Origin of the sequence: Marinobacter sp. (genome assembly GCF_039977835.1) — a bacterium.
In the GTDB taxonomy this organism is placed as follows: Bacteria; Pseudomonadota; Gammaproteobacteria; order Pseudomonadales; family Oleiphilaceae; genus Marinobacter.
Genome location: NZ_JBDWCL010000004.1, coordinates 174,745 through 190,909, shown reverse-complemented (window position 1 = coordinate 190,909; position 16,165 = coordinate 174,745). Strand labels below are relative to the sequence as shown.

Sequence of the window (16,165 nt, the reverse complement as noted above, 5' to 3'; positions counted from 1 at the left end):
CCGGAGATTTCATGGACCGCTCGATTCGCCTGACGCTGACCATCCTGCTGCTGGTTGTGGTGTTGATTTTCGGGCTGGTGGTCGGACGTCAGGTGCTGCTGGTAGGAAATGACGAACCCTCTCCGGCGCCGGAACTCAGTGAGATCAACACCTATGTCTATGATCAGGGCCGTGAGATTGCCAAGTTCGAACTGGTCAACGAACAGGGCGAGACGGTTACCCGGGAAAGCCTGAAGGGGAAGTGGACTTTTGCCTTTGTGGGTTACACCAACTGCCCGGATATCTGCCCTGCCGCCATGGCGAACCTGCGTCGGAGTGATAACCTGTTGCCGGACGACCTGCCTCAGCCCGAGTTCCTGCTGGTCACCGCTGACCCCGAGCACGACACGCCCGAGCGGCTGCGGGATTATGTGGACTTTTTTGGCGAAAACTTCCATGGCTACACCGGTGACCTCGAAACCCTGAGGAAGCTTGCAAAAAGTCTCAACGCTGCCTTCAGCCACCGGGAGGTGGACGGTGAACTGATGGTGGACCACAGTGGCCACTTTGCCCTGATTAACCCGGAAGGCGAAATGACCGCCGTGTTTCAACCCCCTCATAACCCGGAAGACCTGGTGGAGGCCTATCGCGAGATCTATGAGTGGACTCGTGCCAACCATTCTCGGGCATCGCGGTCCTGATCCAGGGCTGATGGTTTCGGTGCAGGAGCGGGGTGGTGGGGTATTTTTCCTTGGGAATGGAACTCGCTTCGCTCAGACACCCATTCCTGGCGGAAAAATACCCCACCACCCCCACGCCCCTCCCCGACCCCGACCAGTCTTACACAAAGCAGAACCCATGCTCCCAATCACCCAAATCATCCCGGACCTCCTGCAAACCCTGGAATCGGAAACAACCGTCCTCCTCCAGGCCCCACCAGGCGCCGGTAAAACCACGCGCGTGCCTTTGGCGCTACTGGAGGCAACATGGCGGCAAGGTCGCAGGATTCTGATGCTGGAGCCGAGACGGCTGGCGGCCAGGTCGGCGGCACGGTATATGGCCGGGCAGATGGGGGAGAAACCGGGCCAGACGGTGGGCTACCGGACGCGGCTGGATACGAGGGTGAGCTCCGCGACCGTGATTGAGGTGGTGACGGAAGGGATTCTAACCCGGCTGATTCAGAACGATCCCGCGCTGGAAGACTACGCAGTTGTTATTTTCGATGAATTTCACGAATTGTTGATTGCCCCGAATTAAACGAATTCTTGTCAACTGGCAGATGTTCTTGACTCAATACATGGGCCGCATCGGGCACGTTATGGTGGCCTAGGCCACCAGTTTTTCCCGTATCTCTCCGTTTGCACGCCTATAAACAAAAGCGAACATTCGAGTCAGAGCTTTCCTCCAGAGCCTCCAGTCATTCAGTAATCCTCTTCAAGCAGGCCAACAAGGTCCTGCCGAATGGATTGAGCGCTTAAATCTTCCGGCCGGATAAGCAGGCGAGGATTACCATCACGATCAAACACATAGACTGCACCGCTGTGAGTAACGGCATAGTCACCTTCTGCGTCCGGTTCTTCATGCCCGAACGTCTACCGGTATCGCTGGGTAAGCGTGCGGAGGTCAGAGGCGTTGCCGGTCAGCCCGATGATTTTGTCACCAAAAAAATTGACGTACTCCGCCAGGCGTTCGGGTGTGTCGCGCTGAGGATCGACACTGACGAACAACGTAAGTACTTCCTCCTGATTTTCCGTGCTCAGCCCGCTGACGGCCTGGCTGAGTTTTTGCAGAGCAGTGGGGCAAACATCAGGGCAAGAGGTAAATCCGAAAAACAGCATTCGTACCTGACCACTGTAATCATCGCCTGAAACCCGTGTTCCCTGACTGTCGATCAAATCGAATTCAAGCTTGGGCATCACGCCGCTGATTTCTGTCCCGTGCCAATCCGGCGGATCATCGCCCATGCAGCCAACAAGGAGGATTGCCAGCATCATCATTGCAATGGATGCAAAGCGCTTTGCGTGGTGTTGGAAGCAGGGTTTGATCATCAAGTGGTGTCCTTCAATTACGTGTTGGAAGGATTCTGGTGTCCCAGAACAATCGCCAAGTCTTCCGGCACCGCCATCGGTTCAAATGCGCTGACGTTGGCAAGTCCCGTATTGCCGACAGGAACCCGGATTCGTGAAACCAGCAACGCAGCGAAGGCCCGAGCCAGCTGACCGAGAACCTCGCGAGCATCGCGCGCGTGCCAGCCAAGCCGGAGCATGCGCAAATGTGTTGTCGTGTGCGCTAACGCGAACTTCTGGCTCAGAATATGAGCCCGTTCAAGATGTCTGAACGCTGTAGCGACATCGCCCTGATTGTCAGCATCAGCGGCTGCTGCCGGTTCTGTCAGATAGAACGTCTTGAGTTCACTGTTCACTGCTCAGTTCTCCTGCCTTATCGGCCAGCTAAGTTGTGGGCAAAGATTTGCCCGGGATCAACCGAGTCTTCCGAGTACCGGAAATGCGGATAACATCCATGATGCAAACCGGGTCATCTGTCCCGTCAGCACCATTACCCCCATAACAACCAGAACCAGCCCTGCCAGGATTCTCAGTGACTGACTCCAGCGGCTCATCCAGCGCACTCGCGCCCGAAAGTGCTTAATAAATAAAGCCGTTGCCAAAAATGGAATTGCCAACCCCAGCGAATAAACGGCCAGGTACAGCATGCCGGTTTCAGCATTCGCATGGGTGGAACTGAGAGCCAGGATAGCGCCCAATATCGGGCCAATACACGGTGTCCACCCGACGGCAAAGGCCAAGCCGAGAAGGAACGCTGCCGTGGGCCGTCCACCCTCAAGGGTTTGCCCAAAGCGCCAGTCGCGCTGTAACGCGGGCATGCTCCACCAGCCCAGCATAAATAGCCCCATCAGCACAATCAGAATGCCCGCCACCAGATTGGCTTCCTGCCGGTAGGCCATCAGCCACTGACCGAGCAGACTAGCGCTGGCACCAAAAGCGATGAACACTACACTGAACCCAAGGACAAAACAGATACTGAGCCACAGAGATTGCAGTCGACTCGAACGGTCTGTGACAGTGCCGCCCGTAACGACCGATAGATACCCCGGAACCAGCGGCAGAGTGCAGGGTGAGAAAAATGACACCAGGCCGCCAAAAAAAGCAGCCAGCATTCCCCATGTCGCAAGATCTGGCATTTCCGTGAGTCCTCAATTTTCTGAGTTCAGTTGACGGTGGAGGGCATCAAGCCCATCCGTGTTTTGTTCGACACCGGTCGACTATTTCTGTGCGTCTGGGAGCGACTCCTGAACAAGACGAAGTAGCGGTTTGGGACCAAACTCCGTGAGTTGGCGGCCATTCACGAAAAAAGTCGGGGTGCCCCGAACACCGATGGTTTTGACGTCCTGCATGTCCTGATCAAGGATGGCGCTTATCCGTTCGGATTGCATATCCTCACGGGCTTGGGACAGGTCCAGACCGGCTGCCTCGGCCGCTCCCCATGCCTTGGCAACCTTCGGGTCGTCGTGCCAGGCCGGCTGCACCTCCAACACAGCTTCCAGCACCGGTTCATAGACATCTTGCAGGCGAGCTGCTTCCAGAATTCTGGAGACTTCCTCGGAACCCTGATGGAACATTGTGTACCGCAAAACAAGCCGCACCTGGCCTGGATACTCAGCAAGTATCTGTTTCACGATCGGGTAGAACGCCCGGCAGGCTTCGCAGGAGGGGTCGAAAAACTCAACGATGATCACCGGTGCGTCGGCAGGCCCGAATGTGGGCGAATGGAAGCGTACCAATGCTTGTTGGTTCGCGATCGGTTCGGCAGCGGCAACAGACTTTTCGCCGGTGGTGGCCGTTTTTTGAGGCTGCTGGGGCTGTGGCTTGAATAGGACGGCGGCTGAAAAGGCTGCGATCAGCACGAGACACACGACAACAAAGATGGCACGACGATTCATGTATGAACTCTCCGACGGATAAGCAAGAGCAGAATGATGATGGCAACAAAAATGGCCAGCGATAGAAACGGAAGCGGCAGCCCACCAAATATCGTCATTCCGTCACCCGAGCAGGACGGGCCAGTGGCCGTGCAGGGCTGAATGGGTTGTGGAATGAGCCCCACATAAAGCAGTGAGTGGGCTAGAGCGAACAGGGAGCCAATGACAGACAGCGGCATAGCGTAGCGCCAAACGTTAAAATCCGAGTAGTAGCAGGCGACTGCGAGAATCACCGCCAACGGAAACATGAAGGCGCGCTGAAACCAGCACAGAACGCACGGAGCCTGCCCGAGAACTTCCCCGATGTAGATGGCTGAAAGCGAGGACCCCGCCGCCAGTAGCCAGGCTGACAGCAGCAGCCCCCATGGAATCACCCGGTTATTGGTGGTCACCGGGATGGCTCTCTGGATTCATTGGCACAAGTGCTTTGCGAAGAAGAGCAGCAGCTGTTTCCAGCGGTATCGCCTTCATCTTTGCTCGATTTATCGGCGGTTTCAGCCCCACCGGCACGCCATTCCTCCATACCCTCACGGATGACCTGCCAAGCGGAGTGCAGGAATAGCGCAGCAATGGCGAGGCCCACAATGATGTCCGGCCAGAGGGTATTGGTGAGGGCGACCAATCCTGCCGCAATGATTACACTGCTATTGGCGAACAGATCGTTCCTGGAACACATCCAGGTGGAACGCATATTGAGATCGTCCGCACGATGACGGTAGAGCAACACAAAACAAACGCCGTTTGCAAACAGGGCAAGAGCGCCGACAGCGCCCATCCACTCGGCGGCGGGCACTTCCTGTATCACCAGCTTGCGGATGGCATCGGCGACAACAACAAGCCCGAACAACAGCATAAAGCCGCCTTTGAACAAAGCCGCTCCGGCACGCGCGCGACGGCTTCGGTCCAGCACGAACAGTGTCAGTGCATAGACAGACGCGTCGCCAAACATATCCAGCGAATCGCCCAGCAACGCGGTAGAGCTTGCAATCCAGCCGGCGCTGAATTCCACCACAAACATCACTGCGTTGATGGCAAGCGCAATGTAAAGCACCCGGCTTTGGCTCGCTCGCAATTGTGCCAGTTCACCGGCCTTGTTTTCACAGCAGCTGTCCACGACGAACCCTCCTAAAACGTGCAATACATCGATACACTGGTGGTTATAGTAACTATAAGGTCAATAGCGATGAGCGAAAAAAGGAACACGGTCGGTCGGCTAGCTGATGATACGGGCGTTAAGCCCGTGACCATCCGTTATTACGAAAAAATTGGACTGTTGCCGAAAGCGACCCGCTCGGAGTCGGGCTATCGTCTCTACTCCGAAGAGGATCATTCGCGGCTGCTGTTTATTCGACGAAGCCGCGGGCTCGGATTTAGCCTTGACGATATTCGTGAACTGCTTTCACTGGCGGATCGTCAGCAGGAGTCCTGTGCGGGTGTGGACGCCAAAGTTGAACAACAACTGGTTCAAGTGCGCTCTCGACTGAAAGATCTACATGCAATGGAACACGAGTTGGAAAGACTGAGTGCGTGTTGTGACGGCGGAGTTATTATGGACTGCCGAATTATCGAGACACTCTCCGGCTCTGCTTAACCACTTTGTATGTGCCCGCCAACCAGGACTGTCTCAATTCGAGTTGGGACAGTCTATTCAGTCAGGCATCCTCCTGAATAAGAGCAACGAGGTCATGCCGAATTTCTTCTCTACTCAGATCGGGCCGCATTAAGAGGCGGGGGTTACCTTCGCGATCAAATACATAAATCGCGCTGCTGTGTGACACCGCATAATTTCCATCAGCGGCAGGTTCGTCATAACCGAAGGTTGTTCTATATCGTTTTGCCAGTTCACGAAGCTGGGGTTCTTTTCCAGTGAGTCCTACAATATTGTCGCCGAAGAAATCCACGTATTTTGCGAGACGCTCAGGCGTGTCACGTTTCGGATCGACACTCACGAACAAAGTGAGTACTTCATCCTGAAGCGCGGGGTCCAGGCCACTGGTTGCCTGATTGAGTTTTTGCAGGGCGGTCGGGCAAACATCGGGGCACGAGGTGAACCCGAAAAACAGCATTCTCACGCGGCCACTGTAATCATCGCCAGATACAGACTTGCCCTGGCTATTGATCAGGTCGAATTCCAGCTCAGGCATCAAGCCACTGATGTTTTTACCGTTCCAGTCTTCCTCGTCATTGCCAAAGCAACCAGTCAGCAATAGGGCTGCTATCAGCGTTAAGGTCGCCGATATGATGTTGGTGCGCTGTCGCCAGAAGCGAGTTCTCATGACGCTGTTTCCTCAAGTTGTTTGGATTGGTTGGTATATTTTCCGTCCTGATGCATGGCTCGCCGGAGCATCAGAAGAATGCCAAGAATGCTCATCATGGCCGGAGGAATATAGGTCAGCATGCCTCCCAGTAGCTGGTCGACTTCCGGGTCCAGCGGCCAGGCCCTGCCACAGACTTCGTAAACGTCATAGACCATGTCACGTGAAAACACGATCCACGCCCCAAGAAACATCTGAAGCACACCTGCGGCGGCCAGAACCAACATGCGTCTGCCATACCCCAGCGATGAGGTGATCGCCGGCGGTCTTGGATCAAAGATCAACCACCAGAACAGCAGGCCATCCAGCAACATGCTCCAGTTCATGACCCAATACAGATCCCGGCTGAGCATGGCGTCAAAATGGATTGATGGCCACAGCCAGAAATAGATAAGCCCGACAAACAGGAAAAGGGCGATAAAAGGCTGTTGCAGAACGTTATAGACCCAGCCCAGAGGCCTCAATGTATGCCTCCAGCCCGGGCTGATTTTTGCGAACCAGAACCGCATGACCGGTAAAGGGTTGGACAGGGCGATCAGGATCGGACCGATATGATGAAGAATCAGGTGCTGACCCCGATGGACGAAGAACATGTATTGTGCGTAGTAATCGAAGCGGGTCTGCATCACCGCATAACAGATCAGTACCCCCAGGGTGAACGCAAAGATCCGCAGTGAGCCTGGCCGGTCCTGTTCCGGCATCCGAATTAGCCCGACGCCATAGAATCCCATCACGAGCATGTAGCTGAGTATGGTCAGCGGCGAGAAATCGTAGGGTAAAAGGTAGTCAAGCAGTGACATAGCGTTGCCGGTTGTTTTGTTGTTATTTCAGTGACCCTACCTTGGATGTCACCAGGTCGTACAGTTCCTGAGGCCCCAGGCGGCTCAAGGTGTCTCCGTTAACGTAGAATGTTGGGGTTCCGGAAATTCCAACCGCCTTAACGTCCGCAGCATCCTGTTGAATAATGCCGTCAATCTCGGGTGAGTTCATACCGGCCCGAGCGGCTTCGACATCAAGTCCGGCTGACTCCGCCGCATCCCATGCTGCGGCGACCTTTGGATCATCGTGCCATTTCGGTTGTGCTTCCATAACAGCGTCCAGTACCGGCTCATAGACCCCCTGTTCACGGGCGGTTTCCAGGATTCTGACGGCCTCTTCCGAGCCTTTGTGAAACAATACGTAGCGCAGTACCAGACGCACGTTGTCCGGGTAGGCAGCCTGAATCTGTTTCACATAGGGATTCATGGCGCGACAACCTTCGCAGGATGGGTCGAAGAACTCGACAATGGTTACCGGCGCGTCCTCAGGGCCAATAACGGGAGAGTAATCCCTCACCAGTGGCGTTTTTTCAACAACGGCGGGTTCATTAGTGCCCTGGGAGCGATCGTAAATAACAAAAGCACCAGCAAAGACAACCAGACAAAAAAGAAGGAGACTGATGACCAGGGTTCGGGTTTGCACGGGAGATTTTCCTATTTTAAATGAGTTTACGGGTTTCAGATTATTCAGGTGTCCGGTAGCAGCCGACTAGGCACCCACCGCAGATAAAGCATCATTCCAAACAGTTCCAACAAAGACTGGACGACAATCACCACGACGGCCACAGCCCAGGCCTCTGGCATTGACAGTGCCAAAGGTAAAACCACGAAGGAGTTGCGTGTTCCTAGGCTGAAGATGACGGTGCGACCGGTTTCTACCGGTAATCGAAAGACCCGGCGCAGAGCCTTTCCAACCAGAGCCGCAGCTAGAAGATAGGCCGGAAACAGAATCATCAAGGGCCAGATAAGTGAGCCGGTACTGTCGATCTGGCTGACCTGTGTCATTGAGATGATGAACAGTACGACTGTCAGCAGAGGGACCGGCATCAGACCCATGAAGCGAATGAACCCGATGGCTTTTCTGGAGTTTTCGGCCCATTTTTCAGTCAGAAATGCCAGGATAAGCGGGACAATAATCAGCCCGCCAAAGGCCGGCAGGAGGTGCCGCCCAAGCTCAAGATTCACGTCGAACTGATTACCCATGAAAAGCCAGAGGTAAAGTGGAAGAAGACCCAGTTGAGCAATCAGCAGAACCGGTGTTGCCGCAATGGCTCGGGTGCTGTCCCCCTTGCCTAGGTGAGTGAAGGTGACAAACCAGTCGGTACAGGGCATCAGCAATACCAGAAGCACTCCCAACTTCAGCGCGTCATTGTCCGGCAGCGCCAATATCAGCAAGGCAGTGATCGCCGGCATGACCAGAAAATTTCCGGTGAGCAAGGCACCCATGAACCGACGGTCCCGGAACATATCAGACAGGTGGGTCAACGGTGTTTGAGTAAATGTGGCGTAGAGCAGAACTCCGAGCAACCCCCAGATTAAGTAATCCGGCACACTGTCACCGAGGGACGATGTCCAATCCACAGACAGTCCGAAAACAACAGCGATGAGGTAGGCCCAGACCTGGTGGCGTTCAATTACGTCTCGCATGGCGTGCTCGTAACCGAGTGGAATGTCGGCCATTCGCAGCATATCTGCCACACGGTACCCTTTTCAGCAGCCCTGCTAGCCATGGCCATAAGTATGGGCATCTTTGTGACTGTGATCAGGATGTTCAAACTCCAATGTTGAATGAGTGATGCCGAACTCGTTTTCCAAAGTTCGTTTTATCCCACCCTTGACTTTTTCAAGTTCATTCCAGGCACTTATTTCGACCACCACATGGGCGTCGAGGGAGGCATCATGCTCACCCATCTGCCAGAAATGTACGTGGTGAAGGTCTAAAACGCCTTCTACGTTTGATAAAGCCTCGATGACAGAATCTGTGTCGATATCCAATGGACTACCCAGCATGAGTGTCCGGATGGTTCCGCCGATTTCCGTTAGACCCAGGTAGAGAATATAGCTTGCGATACCAATTGTGATCGCGGGATCAACCCAACGCATGTCGTACAGGAGAATCAGGGCGCCGCCTACAACGACTGCAATTGACGCAAACGCATCAGACAAGTTGTGTAGAAACAGCGCACGGATGTTGACGCTGTCCTTTTGCATGGAGTAAGTAAGCAGCGCGGTCAAACCATCCACTACCAATGCGATAATGCCAAGCCAAACTACCCACCACCCCTTGATTTCCGGGGGATCTATGAATCGCATGCCACCTTCGTAGATCAAATATGCCCCGATCATTATCAAAGTGGTGTAATTTATGAGTGCCGCAACAACCTCAATTCTCCCGTAGCCAAAGGTCATCTTCGAGTCGGCCGGGCGGCGTGCAATCTTCCGCGCCGCAAATGCGATAAATAGTGACGCCATATCCGAAAAGTTGTGTATAGCGTCGGCTATCAGCGCCAAGCTGCCAGCGAAGATCCCTCCAGCGATCTGAGCCAAGGTTAGGATACCGTTCGCCCAGATAGCTACTGCAACTCTCTTATCCTTAGTATCCGGTGACATGTGAGCATGCTCGTGGCCCATTGTTTTCTCCTTGGTCGTTGCTGTTCAATTAAACGTAGTCGCAACACTCGCTAAGCCTGGCTCAGAGGGCTTAGCGAGTGTTGCGACCGCGCGAAAACTAGCCATTCTGGCGATTTTCCATGTTATTCCCGGCACCTTTCTCGGCTGTGAAGCTCGTGACCAAAATCATGGCCACGCCCAGGACGATGAACACGTCGGCAAGGTTGAACGCCGGCCAGTGCCGGGATTGCCAATGAAAATCCAGGTAATCGACAACATAGCCTCGAAAAACTCGGTCGATGACATTTCCAAATGCACCGCCAAGTACCATCGAATAGGCTAGTGCTTCGGTTCGCTTATGGCTGTCCCGAATCAATTTGACCAGAACAGCCGAGACGACAATGGCTATCGCAATAAAAAAATATCGCTGCCAGCCACCGCCATCGGCAAAGAGACTGAAGGCAGCGCCTTTATTCCATACGTGCACCCAATTAAAGAAAGGGGTGATCTCAACCGATTGTCCGTAAGCCATGGATTGCTGGACGAGCCATTTAATAAGTTGGTCGGCCAGAGCTATAAGTGCCGAAAAGCCGAGAAAAGTGAGCGTAAAAAAGCGAGAACGGTCTTCAGACATCGAATTATCCTTTTAGCGCAAGGATGCGCTTGGCACCAATGAGTACAATGCCTCCCACAATACCGCCAATAACCAGATCCGGGTAGTTGGAGCCGGTCCAGGCAACAAGAAGGGCTGCAAGGATAACTCCCAGATTGATAACCACATCATTGGCCGAAAATATCCAGCTGGCTTTCATGTGAGCACCGCCGTCACGGTGTTTGGCGATCAGGAGCAGGCAACTGATGTTGGCAATAAGGGCCACAGATGCGACGGCCATCATCATTGACGACTGGGGATCACTGCCAAACAGAAAGCGCCTGCCAACTTCAACCAGTACCCCAGCGGCAAGGATAAGCTGGAGTATGCCAGCCACATGCGCCGCTCTGACCTGCATTTTGATGCCGTGCCCAACGGCGTAAAGCGCGAGACCGTAGACGGCGGCATCGGCAAGCATGTCTAGCGAGTCTGCAATCAGGCCAGCGGACTGGGCGATCAGGCCCATCGTCATCTCGACCAGAAACATCAGTGCGTTGATTGCCAGCAGTATCCATAAAGTGCCGGACTCTTCGCTTTCGTTGGCCTTAGAAGATTCAGCCGCTCTGACGGATTCAGCGCTGGCGTCTTCTGTCCTCTGCAAGGAAGCGCCCAGGCCCAGGTTTTCCAGTTTGCTGGTAATAGGACCGGTTTCTCCATGGTGGATAATTTCCAACGTACGACCCGATAAATCGAATGACAGCGACTGAATGTTTTCAACGCCAGTCAGTGCCATTCGAATCATTCGCTCTTCCGAGGGACAATCCATTTTTGGTATTCTGTAGGTGCTTAGCTGGCTACCTGTTTCGGCGGTGGCGCGTCCCTGAAACTTGTCATCTACGACAGAGTCTTCACTGCCACACTGCCCATTGCAGGGTTTGCTCATTTTCTCGGCTCCGGTTCTCGTGCAAATGATGTCATTTAAAACCCTGTAGCTACTACAGGGTCAATGACTAATCTACTCTAGTAGTCGTCAAAATCGGCGTTTGTCTGGATAAAGATCTACAATGATAAGTGCGATGGTGTGGGCATCTAATTTTTTTCGGGGGTAAACTTTATGATTTCATTTAAAAGACTTACAGCAACCGCTGCGTTGTTGGTTTTTCCTGCATTCGTGCTAGCGCATGGTGATCAAGGCTCATGGCAAGGGCATGGTCCTGGCATGATGATGGATCAGGAGCAAATGCAGCAGATGCACCAGAACTGGTCCCACATGAACCAGCTGATGCAACGCATTCCTGATGAAGCTTCACCGCAAGAACGGCAACAATTGATGCGAGAACACAGAGAGGCGATGCAAGAGCAAATGGGTTTTATGCATCACGGTATGATGGGCCCCGGCATGATGCGGGGCCAACGGGGCATGATGGGGGGCCAGCATATGATGAATGGCAGCCAACCAAAAAATGGTGATGGTCCGACTACCGAACAACAAATTCAGATGATGCAGGAGCGCATGGATCAAATGCAGCTGATGATGGAGCAAATGCTGCAATACCAGCAAAATCTGAAGGTAGAGTGATCGAGAAGCCTTCAAATACTTCTGTTTAACAGACGCTTAGTGTCTGGCGAGTTTGATAGGCTGACGTTTGTGAAAACGGCCCAGTAGCTGGCTTTTAGTCTCTACGATCCGTGACCTTTTACGGCTGAAAGTTGGTGCTCTGGGCGCTACTTCGAATGTTCGCTTTGCGACCATAGCTACTCTATGGTTTCATCACCACCAACAGCGCGGGTACGGGACAGCCTTTACCGATCTCAGCATGCCTCCAACGGCGCGTAGGCCAAAACCAGCCACTTGGCACCCTCATCAAAGTTCACCTGCACCCGGGTATGGTGGCCAGAACCCTCGGAGTTCATCACGATACCCTCGCCAAACTTGGGGTGACGAACCCGCTGGCCCAGGCTGAAACCCGTGCCAACGTCCGGGTCCTGGCTGAACAGACTTTCGTTCGGGCGGGCCATCATGGCTGGCCGGCTCACCGTGTTGCGCAGCCGTACCTCCTGGATGCAGTCACCGGGAATCTCACGAACAAACCGCGACAAGGCGTGGAATTTTTCCTGGCCGTACAGGCGGCGGGATTCGGCGTAAGTGAGCACCAGCTTTTTCATGGCGCGGGTGATGCCCACGTAGGCCAGGCGACGCTCTTCTTCCATCCGCCCCGGTTCTTCCAGTGACATGCTATGAGGAAACAGGCCTTCTTCCACTCCGGCCAGGAACACCAGCGGAAATTCCAGGCCTTTTGCGGAGTGCAGGGTCATCAGTTGCACACAGTCTTCGTTGACCTCTGCCTGCGCCTCACCGGCATCCAGAGCCGCCTGGGCAATGAATTCCGACAGTGGGTCCACTCCCTCTTCCGCCTCAAAGTCCGACAGGGCGTTAACCAGTTCGTCCAGGTTCTCTGCCCGCGCCTGCCCTTTCTCGCCTTTCTCATTGGCGTGGTAATCCCTGAGACCACTCAGCTCCAGGGTTTTCTTCATCAGCCCGTGCAGGGAGGCATCGTCCACCATTTCCGTCAGGGTTTCGATAATGCCCATGAACGATTGCAGGCCGGTCTTGGCGCGGCCCTTTACCTGGCCCGCTTCCAGCAGCCGTTCGGCAGCCTCCCACAACGAGATGCTGCGTTCGGTGGCAAATGCCCGCACGTCGGCCAGGCTCTTGGCGCCGATACCCCGGGCGGGAATGTTCACCACCCGTTCAAAGGCAGCATCGTCCCGGCGGTAGTGCACCAGGCGAAGATAGGCGATGGCGTTGCGGATTTCCTGGCGGTCGTAGAACCGCAGCCCACCATACACCCGGTAGGGAATGCCCTGGCGGATAAGGGATTCTTCCAGCACCCGGGACTGGGCGTTGGAGCGATACAGGATGGCGGACTCGCTACGCAGGTTACCTTCGCTGACCCAACTGCTGATGGTATCGGCGATGTAATTGGCCTCGTCCTGTTCGTTGAAGGCAGCGTATAGGCTTATCGGTTCGCCGTCGGGACCGTCGGTCCAGAGTTCCTTGCCCAGCCGGCCCTGATTGTTGGCAATGACGGCGTTTGCGGCCTTCAGAATCAGTTGTGTGGAGCGGTAGTTCTGCTCCAGCCGCACCAACCGGGCATTGGGGAAGTCCCGCTGGTATTGCTGGATATTTTCAACCCTGGCGCCCCGCCAGCCATAGATTGACTGGTCGTCATCCCCCACCACCGTCATTGGAACGCGGTTACCCGCCAGAATCTGTAACCAGGCGTACTGGATGGCGTTGGTGTCCTGGAACTCGTCCACCAGAATCTGCTGGAACCGGCTCTGGTAATGGCTCAGCAGCTCCGGGCGATGCAACCACAGCTCGTGGGAGCGCAACAAAAGCTCGCCGAAGTCCACCAGCCCACCGAGGTTGCAGAGCTTCTCGTACTGGCGATAGACCGTCAGCATCGTGGAGGTGAAATGGTCGCCAGGGTTCTCCTGGATGTGTTCCGCCCGCAGCCCTTCGTCTTTCTGGCCATTGATAAACCACTGGGCCTGTTTCGGCGGCCAGCGGCTTTCATCAATCTGCAGTTCACGCATCACCCGCTTGATCAGACGCAGCTGATCATCGCTATCCAGCACCTGAAAATTCTCCGGCAGCCCGGCATCCTGGTAATGAGCCCGCAACAAACGATGGGCAATACCGTGAAAGGTGCCGAACCAGAGGCCCCGGGCCGGAATGTGCATCATCTGTTCGATGCGATAACGCATCTCTTTTGCCGCCTTGTTGGTAAAGGTGACCGCAAGGATGCCCGTAGGCGGCACTTTGTCTACCTGCATCAGCCAGGCAATCCGGTGAACCAGCACCCGTGTCTTGCCACTGCCCGCGCCAGCAAGAACCAGCAAGTGGTCATTCTGGGCCGTGACGGCCTCGCGCTGGGCGTCGTTCAGGGGATCGATAATCGGGGAAACATCCATTGATAATTATCACTGTGCTTGGGTGGCTTTGGCTTGCGAATTATAACAGGGTCGGCATCCCCGGGGGCGCCTGGGGCCATATATCGGAATTCACCTACATTGCGCGGGAAACAGTCGCCAAGCGGCCGCTTACTCCGCCGAAAACACAATCTTACACTGTGATACAAATCACAATTTTATCTAGTTAGCAGACTACCTAGACTGCCGAAGCCTCAAGTCCTGAGGTGGGTTGTCCAGGAACTACGCCATGCTGTCATCGCTCAAGATCTCTCAAAAGCTCAGCCTACTGGTTGGCGTTGCTATCATTGCATTCGTTATCAGTCAGGGCTTCTCCATCCTTACCGAACGATCAAACTCTGAACGCCTGAATCAGGTCAAGGACAGATTGTACCCGACCCTGGAGCTTACTACGGTTAATCTGGGCCAGCTCCAACTGATGGAGCAACAGATCAATGGCTCAGTTGCTACGGGTGATGACCAGCAACTGGATGCTACGCAGGGGTTCCGGGACACCATTGTCGCTAACCTGCGGGAAATCTCCAGCCTGAACCCTGAACTGGCCAATAAGTCCAAAGCCCTGAGCCAGTCCCTTGAGCGTTACTATGCTGAAGCGACACGTATTGCCACCGCCATCATCGAAGGCACCGCAGACTTCAGCCGCATAGGTGATGAAGCCTCAGCCAATGCAGGAAGGCTTGAACAGTTACGTTCAGGCCTTAATGATATGCGCCTGCAGACCCGGAGCCGATTCCAGGAAGCGATTACCGAAACTGTGGAAGCGTCCAGCAACTCCACGTCCCTCGCTATAACCATACTCATTGTCGCATTGGCTGTACTCACCGTACTCAGCGTGGTGATCGGAAAGTCCATTGGCAACAGCCTGCGGCAGATCATCAAATCGCTTGAGGATATGGCCTCTGGCGAAGGTGATCTCACCTCCCGCATCCATTATCAGGGTAAGGACGAACTTCGGGAACTCGTAGACCAGTTCAACCTGTTCGTTGAAAAGCTTCACAAATCCTTTGCCACCATTCGTGATGACGTTGGCAGGCTGAACTCCGTTACAGATCATCTGACCAGCACCAGCCAGACCAACCTCGAGCGTATCAGCAATCAGGCTCAGGCCATTTCGTCTACCCGCAACTCCGTGGATGAGCTGGTTCGCAGCGTGGAAGAAGTGGCTGGTTTTGCCTCCAGCGCCTCCGACCAGACCCAGGATGCCGCCAGGTTTGCCCAGTCAGGCCAGGAGAAGGTCGACATCAATGTGGCCACCATTCGTGAGCTGGTTGCGGAAATCGAGAAAACCTCCAGCCTGGTCAACCAGTTTGATGAATTCTCTTCCCGGGTAGGTGGGCTTCTGGACACGATCCAGACGGTGGCAGAGCAGACCAACCTGCTGGCGCTCAACGCGGCCATTGAGGCGGCCCGCGCCGGTGATCACGGGCGTGGATTCGCGGTAGTCGCAGACGAAGTACGCGGCCTGGCAGTAAGAACCCACAAGTCTACCGAAGAAATTCAGGGTGTGATTTCCGAGCTGTCGAAGCTTTCGTCAGCTGCCGTTACCTCCATGGAGCACAGTGTCAGCAAGGCCCATCAAGGCGTGGAAGCCACCACCGAGTCCGGTGAGATCCTCAACCGCATTCTTCGGAACGTGCAGCAAATCAGTGAGCTGAACGAACAGATTGCCGCCGCCACCTATGAGCAGAGCACAACCTTCAACGAAGTGACCGGCCACATGACAGATATGCACAGAAATGCAGAAGCTGTGATGGAAAGCACCGACGAGCTGGACAGCGTCAGCCACGACATCCAGAAAGTCAGCACCGGTCTGCATTCGGTCGCCAGCCAGTTTCGAGTTTAATCAGCCCACCCT

The 16,165-nt window shown here is 54.7% G+C and carries 18 protein-coding genes and 1 pseudogene; 5 read left to right on the top strand and 14 right to left on the bottom strand.

Annotation, left to right across the window (positions count from 1 at the left end; genetic code table 11):
• Nucleotides 1-11 precede the first annotated feature (11 nt).
• Nucleotides 12-680 carry an SCO family protein gene (locus ABJM11_RS01335; RefSeq protein WP_348294500.1) on the top strand — a complete coding sequence of 223 codons (669 nt, stop codon included), beginning with the start codon at nucleotides 12-14 and terminating at the stop codon, nucleotides 678-680.
• A gap of 157 nt (nucleotides 681-837) precedes the next feature.
• A pseudogene (locus ABJM11_RS01330) lies at nucleotides 838-1,215 on the top strand (DEAD/DEAH box helicase); the annotation flags it as partial.
• Nucleotides 1,216-1,571: 356 nt separating this feature from the next.
• Here ABJM11_RS01330 and ABJM11_RS01325 read toward each other — a convergent pair.
• The 6 genes from ABJM11_RS01325 to ABJM11_RS01300 all read right to left on the bottom strand — a co-directional run bounded on the left by ABJM11_RS01325 (nucleotide 1,572) and on the right by ABJM11_RS01300 (nucleotide 5,093).
• Nucleotides 1,572-2,027, bottom strand: coding sequence for an SCO family protein (locus ABJM11_RS01325; protein WP_227507855.1), 456 nt, complete (start codon nucleotides 2,025-2,027; stop codon nucleotides 1,572-1,574).
• Nucleotides 2,028-2,044: 17 nt separating this feature from the next.
• Nucleotides 2,045-2,401, bottom strand: coding sequence for a DUF3703 domain-containing protein (locus tag ABJM11_RS01320; RefSeq protein WP_053113384.1), 357 nt, complete (start codon nucleotides 2,399-2,401; stop codon nucleotides 2,045-2,047).
• A 57-nt stretch (nucleotides 2,402-2,458) separates the two neighbouring features.
• The gene (locus ABJM11_RS01315; protein WP_008173647.1) at nucleotides 2,459-3,181 is read right to left on the bottom strand and encodes a cytochrome c biogenesis CcdA family protein; all 723 of its coding nucleotides are present in this window, start codon (nucleotides 3,179-3,181) and stop codon (nucleotides 2,459-2,461) included.
• 81 nt (nucleotides 3,182-3,262) lie between these two features.
• Nucleotides 3,263-3,940 (bottom strand): thioredoxin domain-containing protein, encoded by a 678-nt coding sequence (locus tag ABJM11_RS01310; protein WP_008173644.1) that lies wholly within the window; start codon nucleotides 3,938-3,940, stop codon nucleotides 3,263-3,265.
• Entirely contained in the window at nucleotides 3,937-4,371 is a 435-nt protein-coding gene (locus tag ABJM11_RS01305; protein WP_008173641.1) for a disulfide bond formation protein B, read from the bottom strand. The genes ABJM11_RS01310 and ABJM11_RS01305 overlap by 4 nt, the downstream gene beginning before the upstream one ends.
• Nucleotides 4,368-5,093: a cation diffusion facilitator family transporter gene (locus ABJM11_RS01300; RefSeq protein WP_008173639.1), complete on the bottom strand. Its 726-nt coding sequence runs from the start codon at nucleotides 5,091-5,093 to the stop codon at nucleotides 4,368-4,370. The genes ABJM11_RS01305 and ABJM11_RS01300 overlap by 4 nt, the downstream gene beginning before the upstream one ends.
• A gap of 69 nt (nucleotides 5,094-5,162) precedes the next feature.
• On the opposite strand from ABJM11_RS01300, the gene ABJM11_RS01295 reads away from it, so the two are divergent.
• A complete protein-coding gene (locus ABJM11_RS01295) occupies nucleotides 5,163-5,570 on the top strand; it encodes a helix-turn-helix domain-containing protein (RefSeq protein WP_008173636.1) in 408 nt (135 codons plus the stop codon).
• A gap of 61 nt (nucleotides 5,571-5,631) precedes the next feature.
• Here ABJM11_RS01295 and ABJM11_RS01290 read toward each other — a convergent pair whose 3' ends face one another.
• The 7 genes from ABJM11_RS01290 to ABJM11_RS01260 all read right to left on the bottom strand — a co-directional run bounded on the left by ABJM11_RS01290 (nucleotide 5,632) and on the right by ABJM11_RS01260 (nucleotide 11,257).
• Nucleotides 5,632-6,255, bottom strand: coding sequence for an SCO family protein (locus ABJM11_RS01290; protein WP_058341922.1), 624 nt, complete (start codon nucleotides 6,253-6,255; stop codon nucleotides 5,632-5,634).
• On the bottom strand, nucleotides 6,252-7,094 hold the full coding sequence (locus tag ABJM11_RS01285; protein WP_023010648.1) for a cytochrome c oxidase assembly protein: 843 nt from the start codon (nucleotides 7,092-7,094) through the stop codon (nucleotides 6,252-6,254). The genes ABJM11_RS01290 and ABJM11_RS01285 overlap by 4 nt, the downstream gene beginning before the upstream one ends.
• A gap of 22 nt (nucleotides 7,095-7,116) precedes the next feature.
• A complete protein-coding gene (locus tag ABJM11_RS01280) occupies nucleotides 7,117-7,755 on the bottom strand; it encodes a thioredoxin domain-containing protein (RefSeq protein WP_053113381.1) in 639 nt (212 codons plus the stop codon).
• A gap of 44 nt (nucleotides 7,756-7,799) precedes the next feature.
• The gene (locus ABJM11_RS01275) at nucleotides 7,800-8,792 is read right to left on the bottom strand and encodes an arsenic resistance protein (protein WP_197492701.1); all 993 of its coding nucleotides are present in this window, start codon (nucleotides 8,790-8,792) and stop codon (nucleotides 7,800-7,802) included.
• A 42-nt stretch (nucleotides 8,793-8,834) separates the two neighbouring features.
• On the bottom strand, nucleotides 8,835-9,743 hold the full coding sequence (locus ABJM11_RS01270; RefSeq protein WP_008169406.1) for a cation diffusion facilitator family transporter: 909 nt from the start codon (nucleotides 9,741-9,743) through the stop codon (nucleotides 8,835-8,837).
• Nucleotides 9,744-9,840: 97 nt separating this feature from the next.
• Complete coding sequence (gene lspA / locus ABJM11_RS01265; RefSeq protein WP_023011862.1) at nucleotides 9,841-10,356, bottom strand: signal peptidase II; 516 nt, start codon at nucleotides 10,354-10,356, stop codon at nucleotides 9,841-9,843.
• 4 nt (nucleotides 10,357-10,360) lie between these two features.
• Entirely contained in the window at nucleotides 10,361-11,257 is an 897-nt protein-coding gene (locus ABJM11_RS01260) for a cation transporter (RefSeq protein WP_039881754.1), read from the bottom strand.
• Between the two features lie 171 nt (nucleotides 11,258-11,428).
• Between ABJM11_RS01260 and ABJM11_RS01255 the strand changes: the two genes are divergently transcribed.
• A complete protein-coding gene (locus ABJM11_RS01255) occupies nucleotides 11,429-11,893 on the top strand; it encodes a hypothetical protein (RefSeq protein WP_008169412.1) in 465 nt (154 codons plus the stop codon).
• A gap of 233 nt (nucleotides 11,894-12,126) precedes the next feature.
• Here the strand turns inward: ABJM11_RS01255 and uvrD are convergent, their stop codons facing one another.
• Nucleotides 12,127-14,292 carry a DNA helicase II gene (gene uvrD / locus ABJM11_RS01250; protein ID WP_348294400.1) on the bottom strand — a complete coding sequence of 722 codons (2,166 nt, stop codon included), beginning with the start codon at nucleotides 14,290-14,292 and terminating at the stop codon, nucleotides 12,127-12,129.
• Between the two features lie 247 nt (nucleotides 14,293-14,539).
• Between uvrD and ABJM11_RS01245 the strand changes: the two genes are divergently transcribed.
• Entirely contained in the window at nucleotides 14,540-16,153 is a 1,614-nt protein-coding gene (locus tag ABJM11_RS01245) for a methyl-accepting chemotaxis protein (protein ID WP_348294399.1), read from the top strand.
• The last annotated feature ends 12 nt before the right edge of the window (nucleotides 16,154-16,165 follow it).

Excerpts from the sequence above, each read along its gene's own strand:
- ABJM11_RS01255 (WP_008169412.1), top strand. The coding sequence starts at position 11,429 with ATGATTTCATTTAAAAGACTTACAGCAACCGCTGCGTTGTTGGTTTTT.
- ABJM11_RS01245 (WP_348294399.1), top strand. The coding sequence starts at position 14,540 with ATGCTGTCATCGCTCAAGATCTCTCAAAAGCTCAGCCTACTGGTTGGC.
- ABJM11_RS01290 (WP_058341922.1), bottom strand. The coding sequence starts at position 6,255 with ATGAGAACTCGCTTCTGGCGACAGCGCACCAACATCATATCGGCGACC.
- ABJM11_RS01270 (WP_008169406.1), bottom strand. The coding sequence starts at position 9,743 with ATGGGCCACGAGCATGCTCACATGTCACCGGATACTAAGGATAAGAGA.
- lspA (WP_023011862.1), bottom strand. The coding sequence starts at position 10,356 with ATGTCTGAAGACCGTTCTCGCTTTTTTACGCTCACTTTTCTCGGCTTT.
- ABJM11_RS01275 (WP_197492701.1), bottom strand. The coding sequence starts at position 8,792 with ATGGCCGACATTCCACTCGGTTACGAGCACGCCATGCGAGACGTAATT.
- ABJM11_RS01335 (WP_348294500.1), top strand. The coding sequence starts at position 12 with ATGGACCGCTCGATTCGCCTGACGCTGACCATCCTGCTGCTGGTTGTG.
- ABJM11_RS01325 (WP_227507855.1), bottom strand. The coding sequence starts at position 2,027 with ATGATCAAACCCTGCTTCCAACACCACGCAAAGCGCTTTGCATCCATT.
- ABJM11_RS01295 (WP_008173636.1), top strand. The coding sequence starts at position 5,163 with ATGAGCGAAAAAAGGAACACGGTCGGTCGGCTAGCTGATGATACGGGC.
- ABJM11_RS01310 (WP_008173644.1), bottom strand. The coding sequence starts at position 3,940 with ATGAATCGTCGTGCCATCTTTGTTGTCGTGTGTCTCGTGCTGATCGCA.
- ABJM11_RS01285 (WP_023010648.1), bottom strand. The coding sequence starts at position 7,094 with ATGTCACTGCTTGACTACCTTTTACCCTACGATTTCTCGCCGCTGACC.
- uvrD (WP_348294400.1), bottom strand. The coding sequence starts at position 14,292 with ATGGATGTTTCCCCGATTATCGATCCCCTGAACGACGCCCAGCGCGAG.
- ABJM11_RS01315 (WP_008173647.1), bottom strand. The coding sequence starts at position 3,181 with ATGCCAGATCTTGCGACATGGGGAATGCTGGCTGCTTTTTTTGGCGGC.
- ABJM11_RS01260 (WP_039881754.1), bottom strand. The coding sequence starts at position 11,257 with ATGAGCAAACCCTGCAATGGGCAGTGTGGCAGTGAAGACTCTGTCGTA.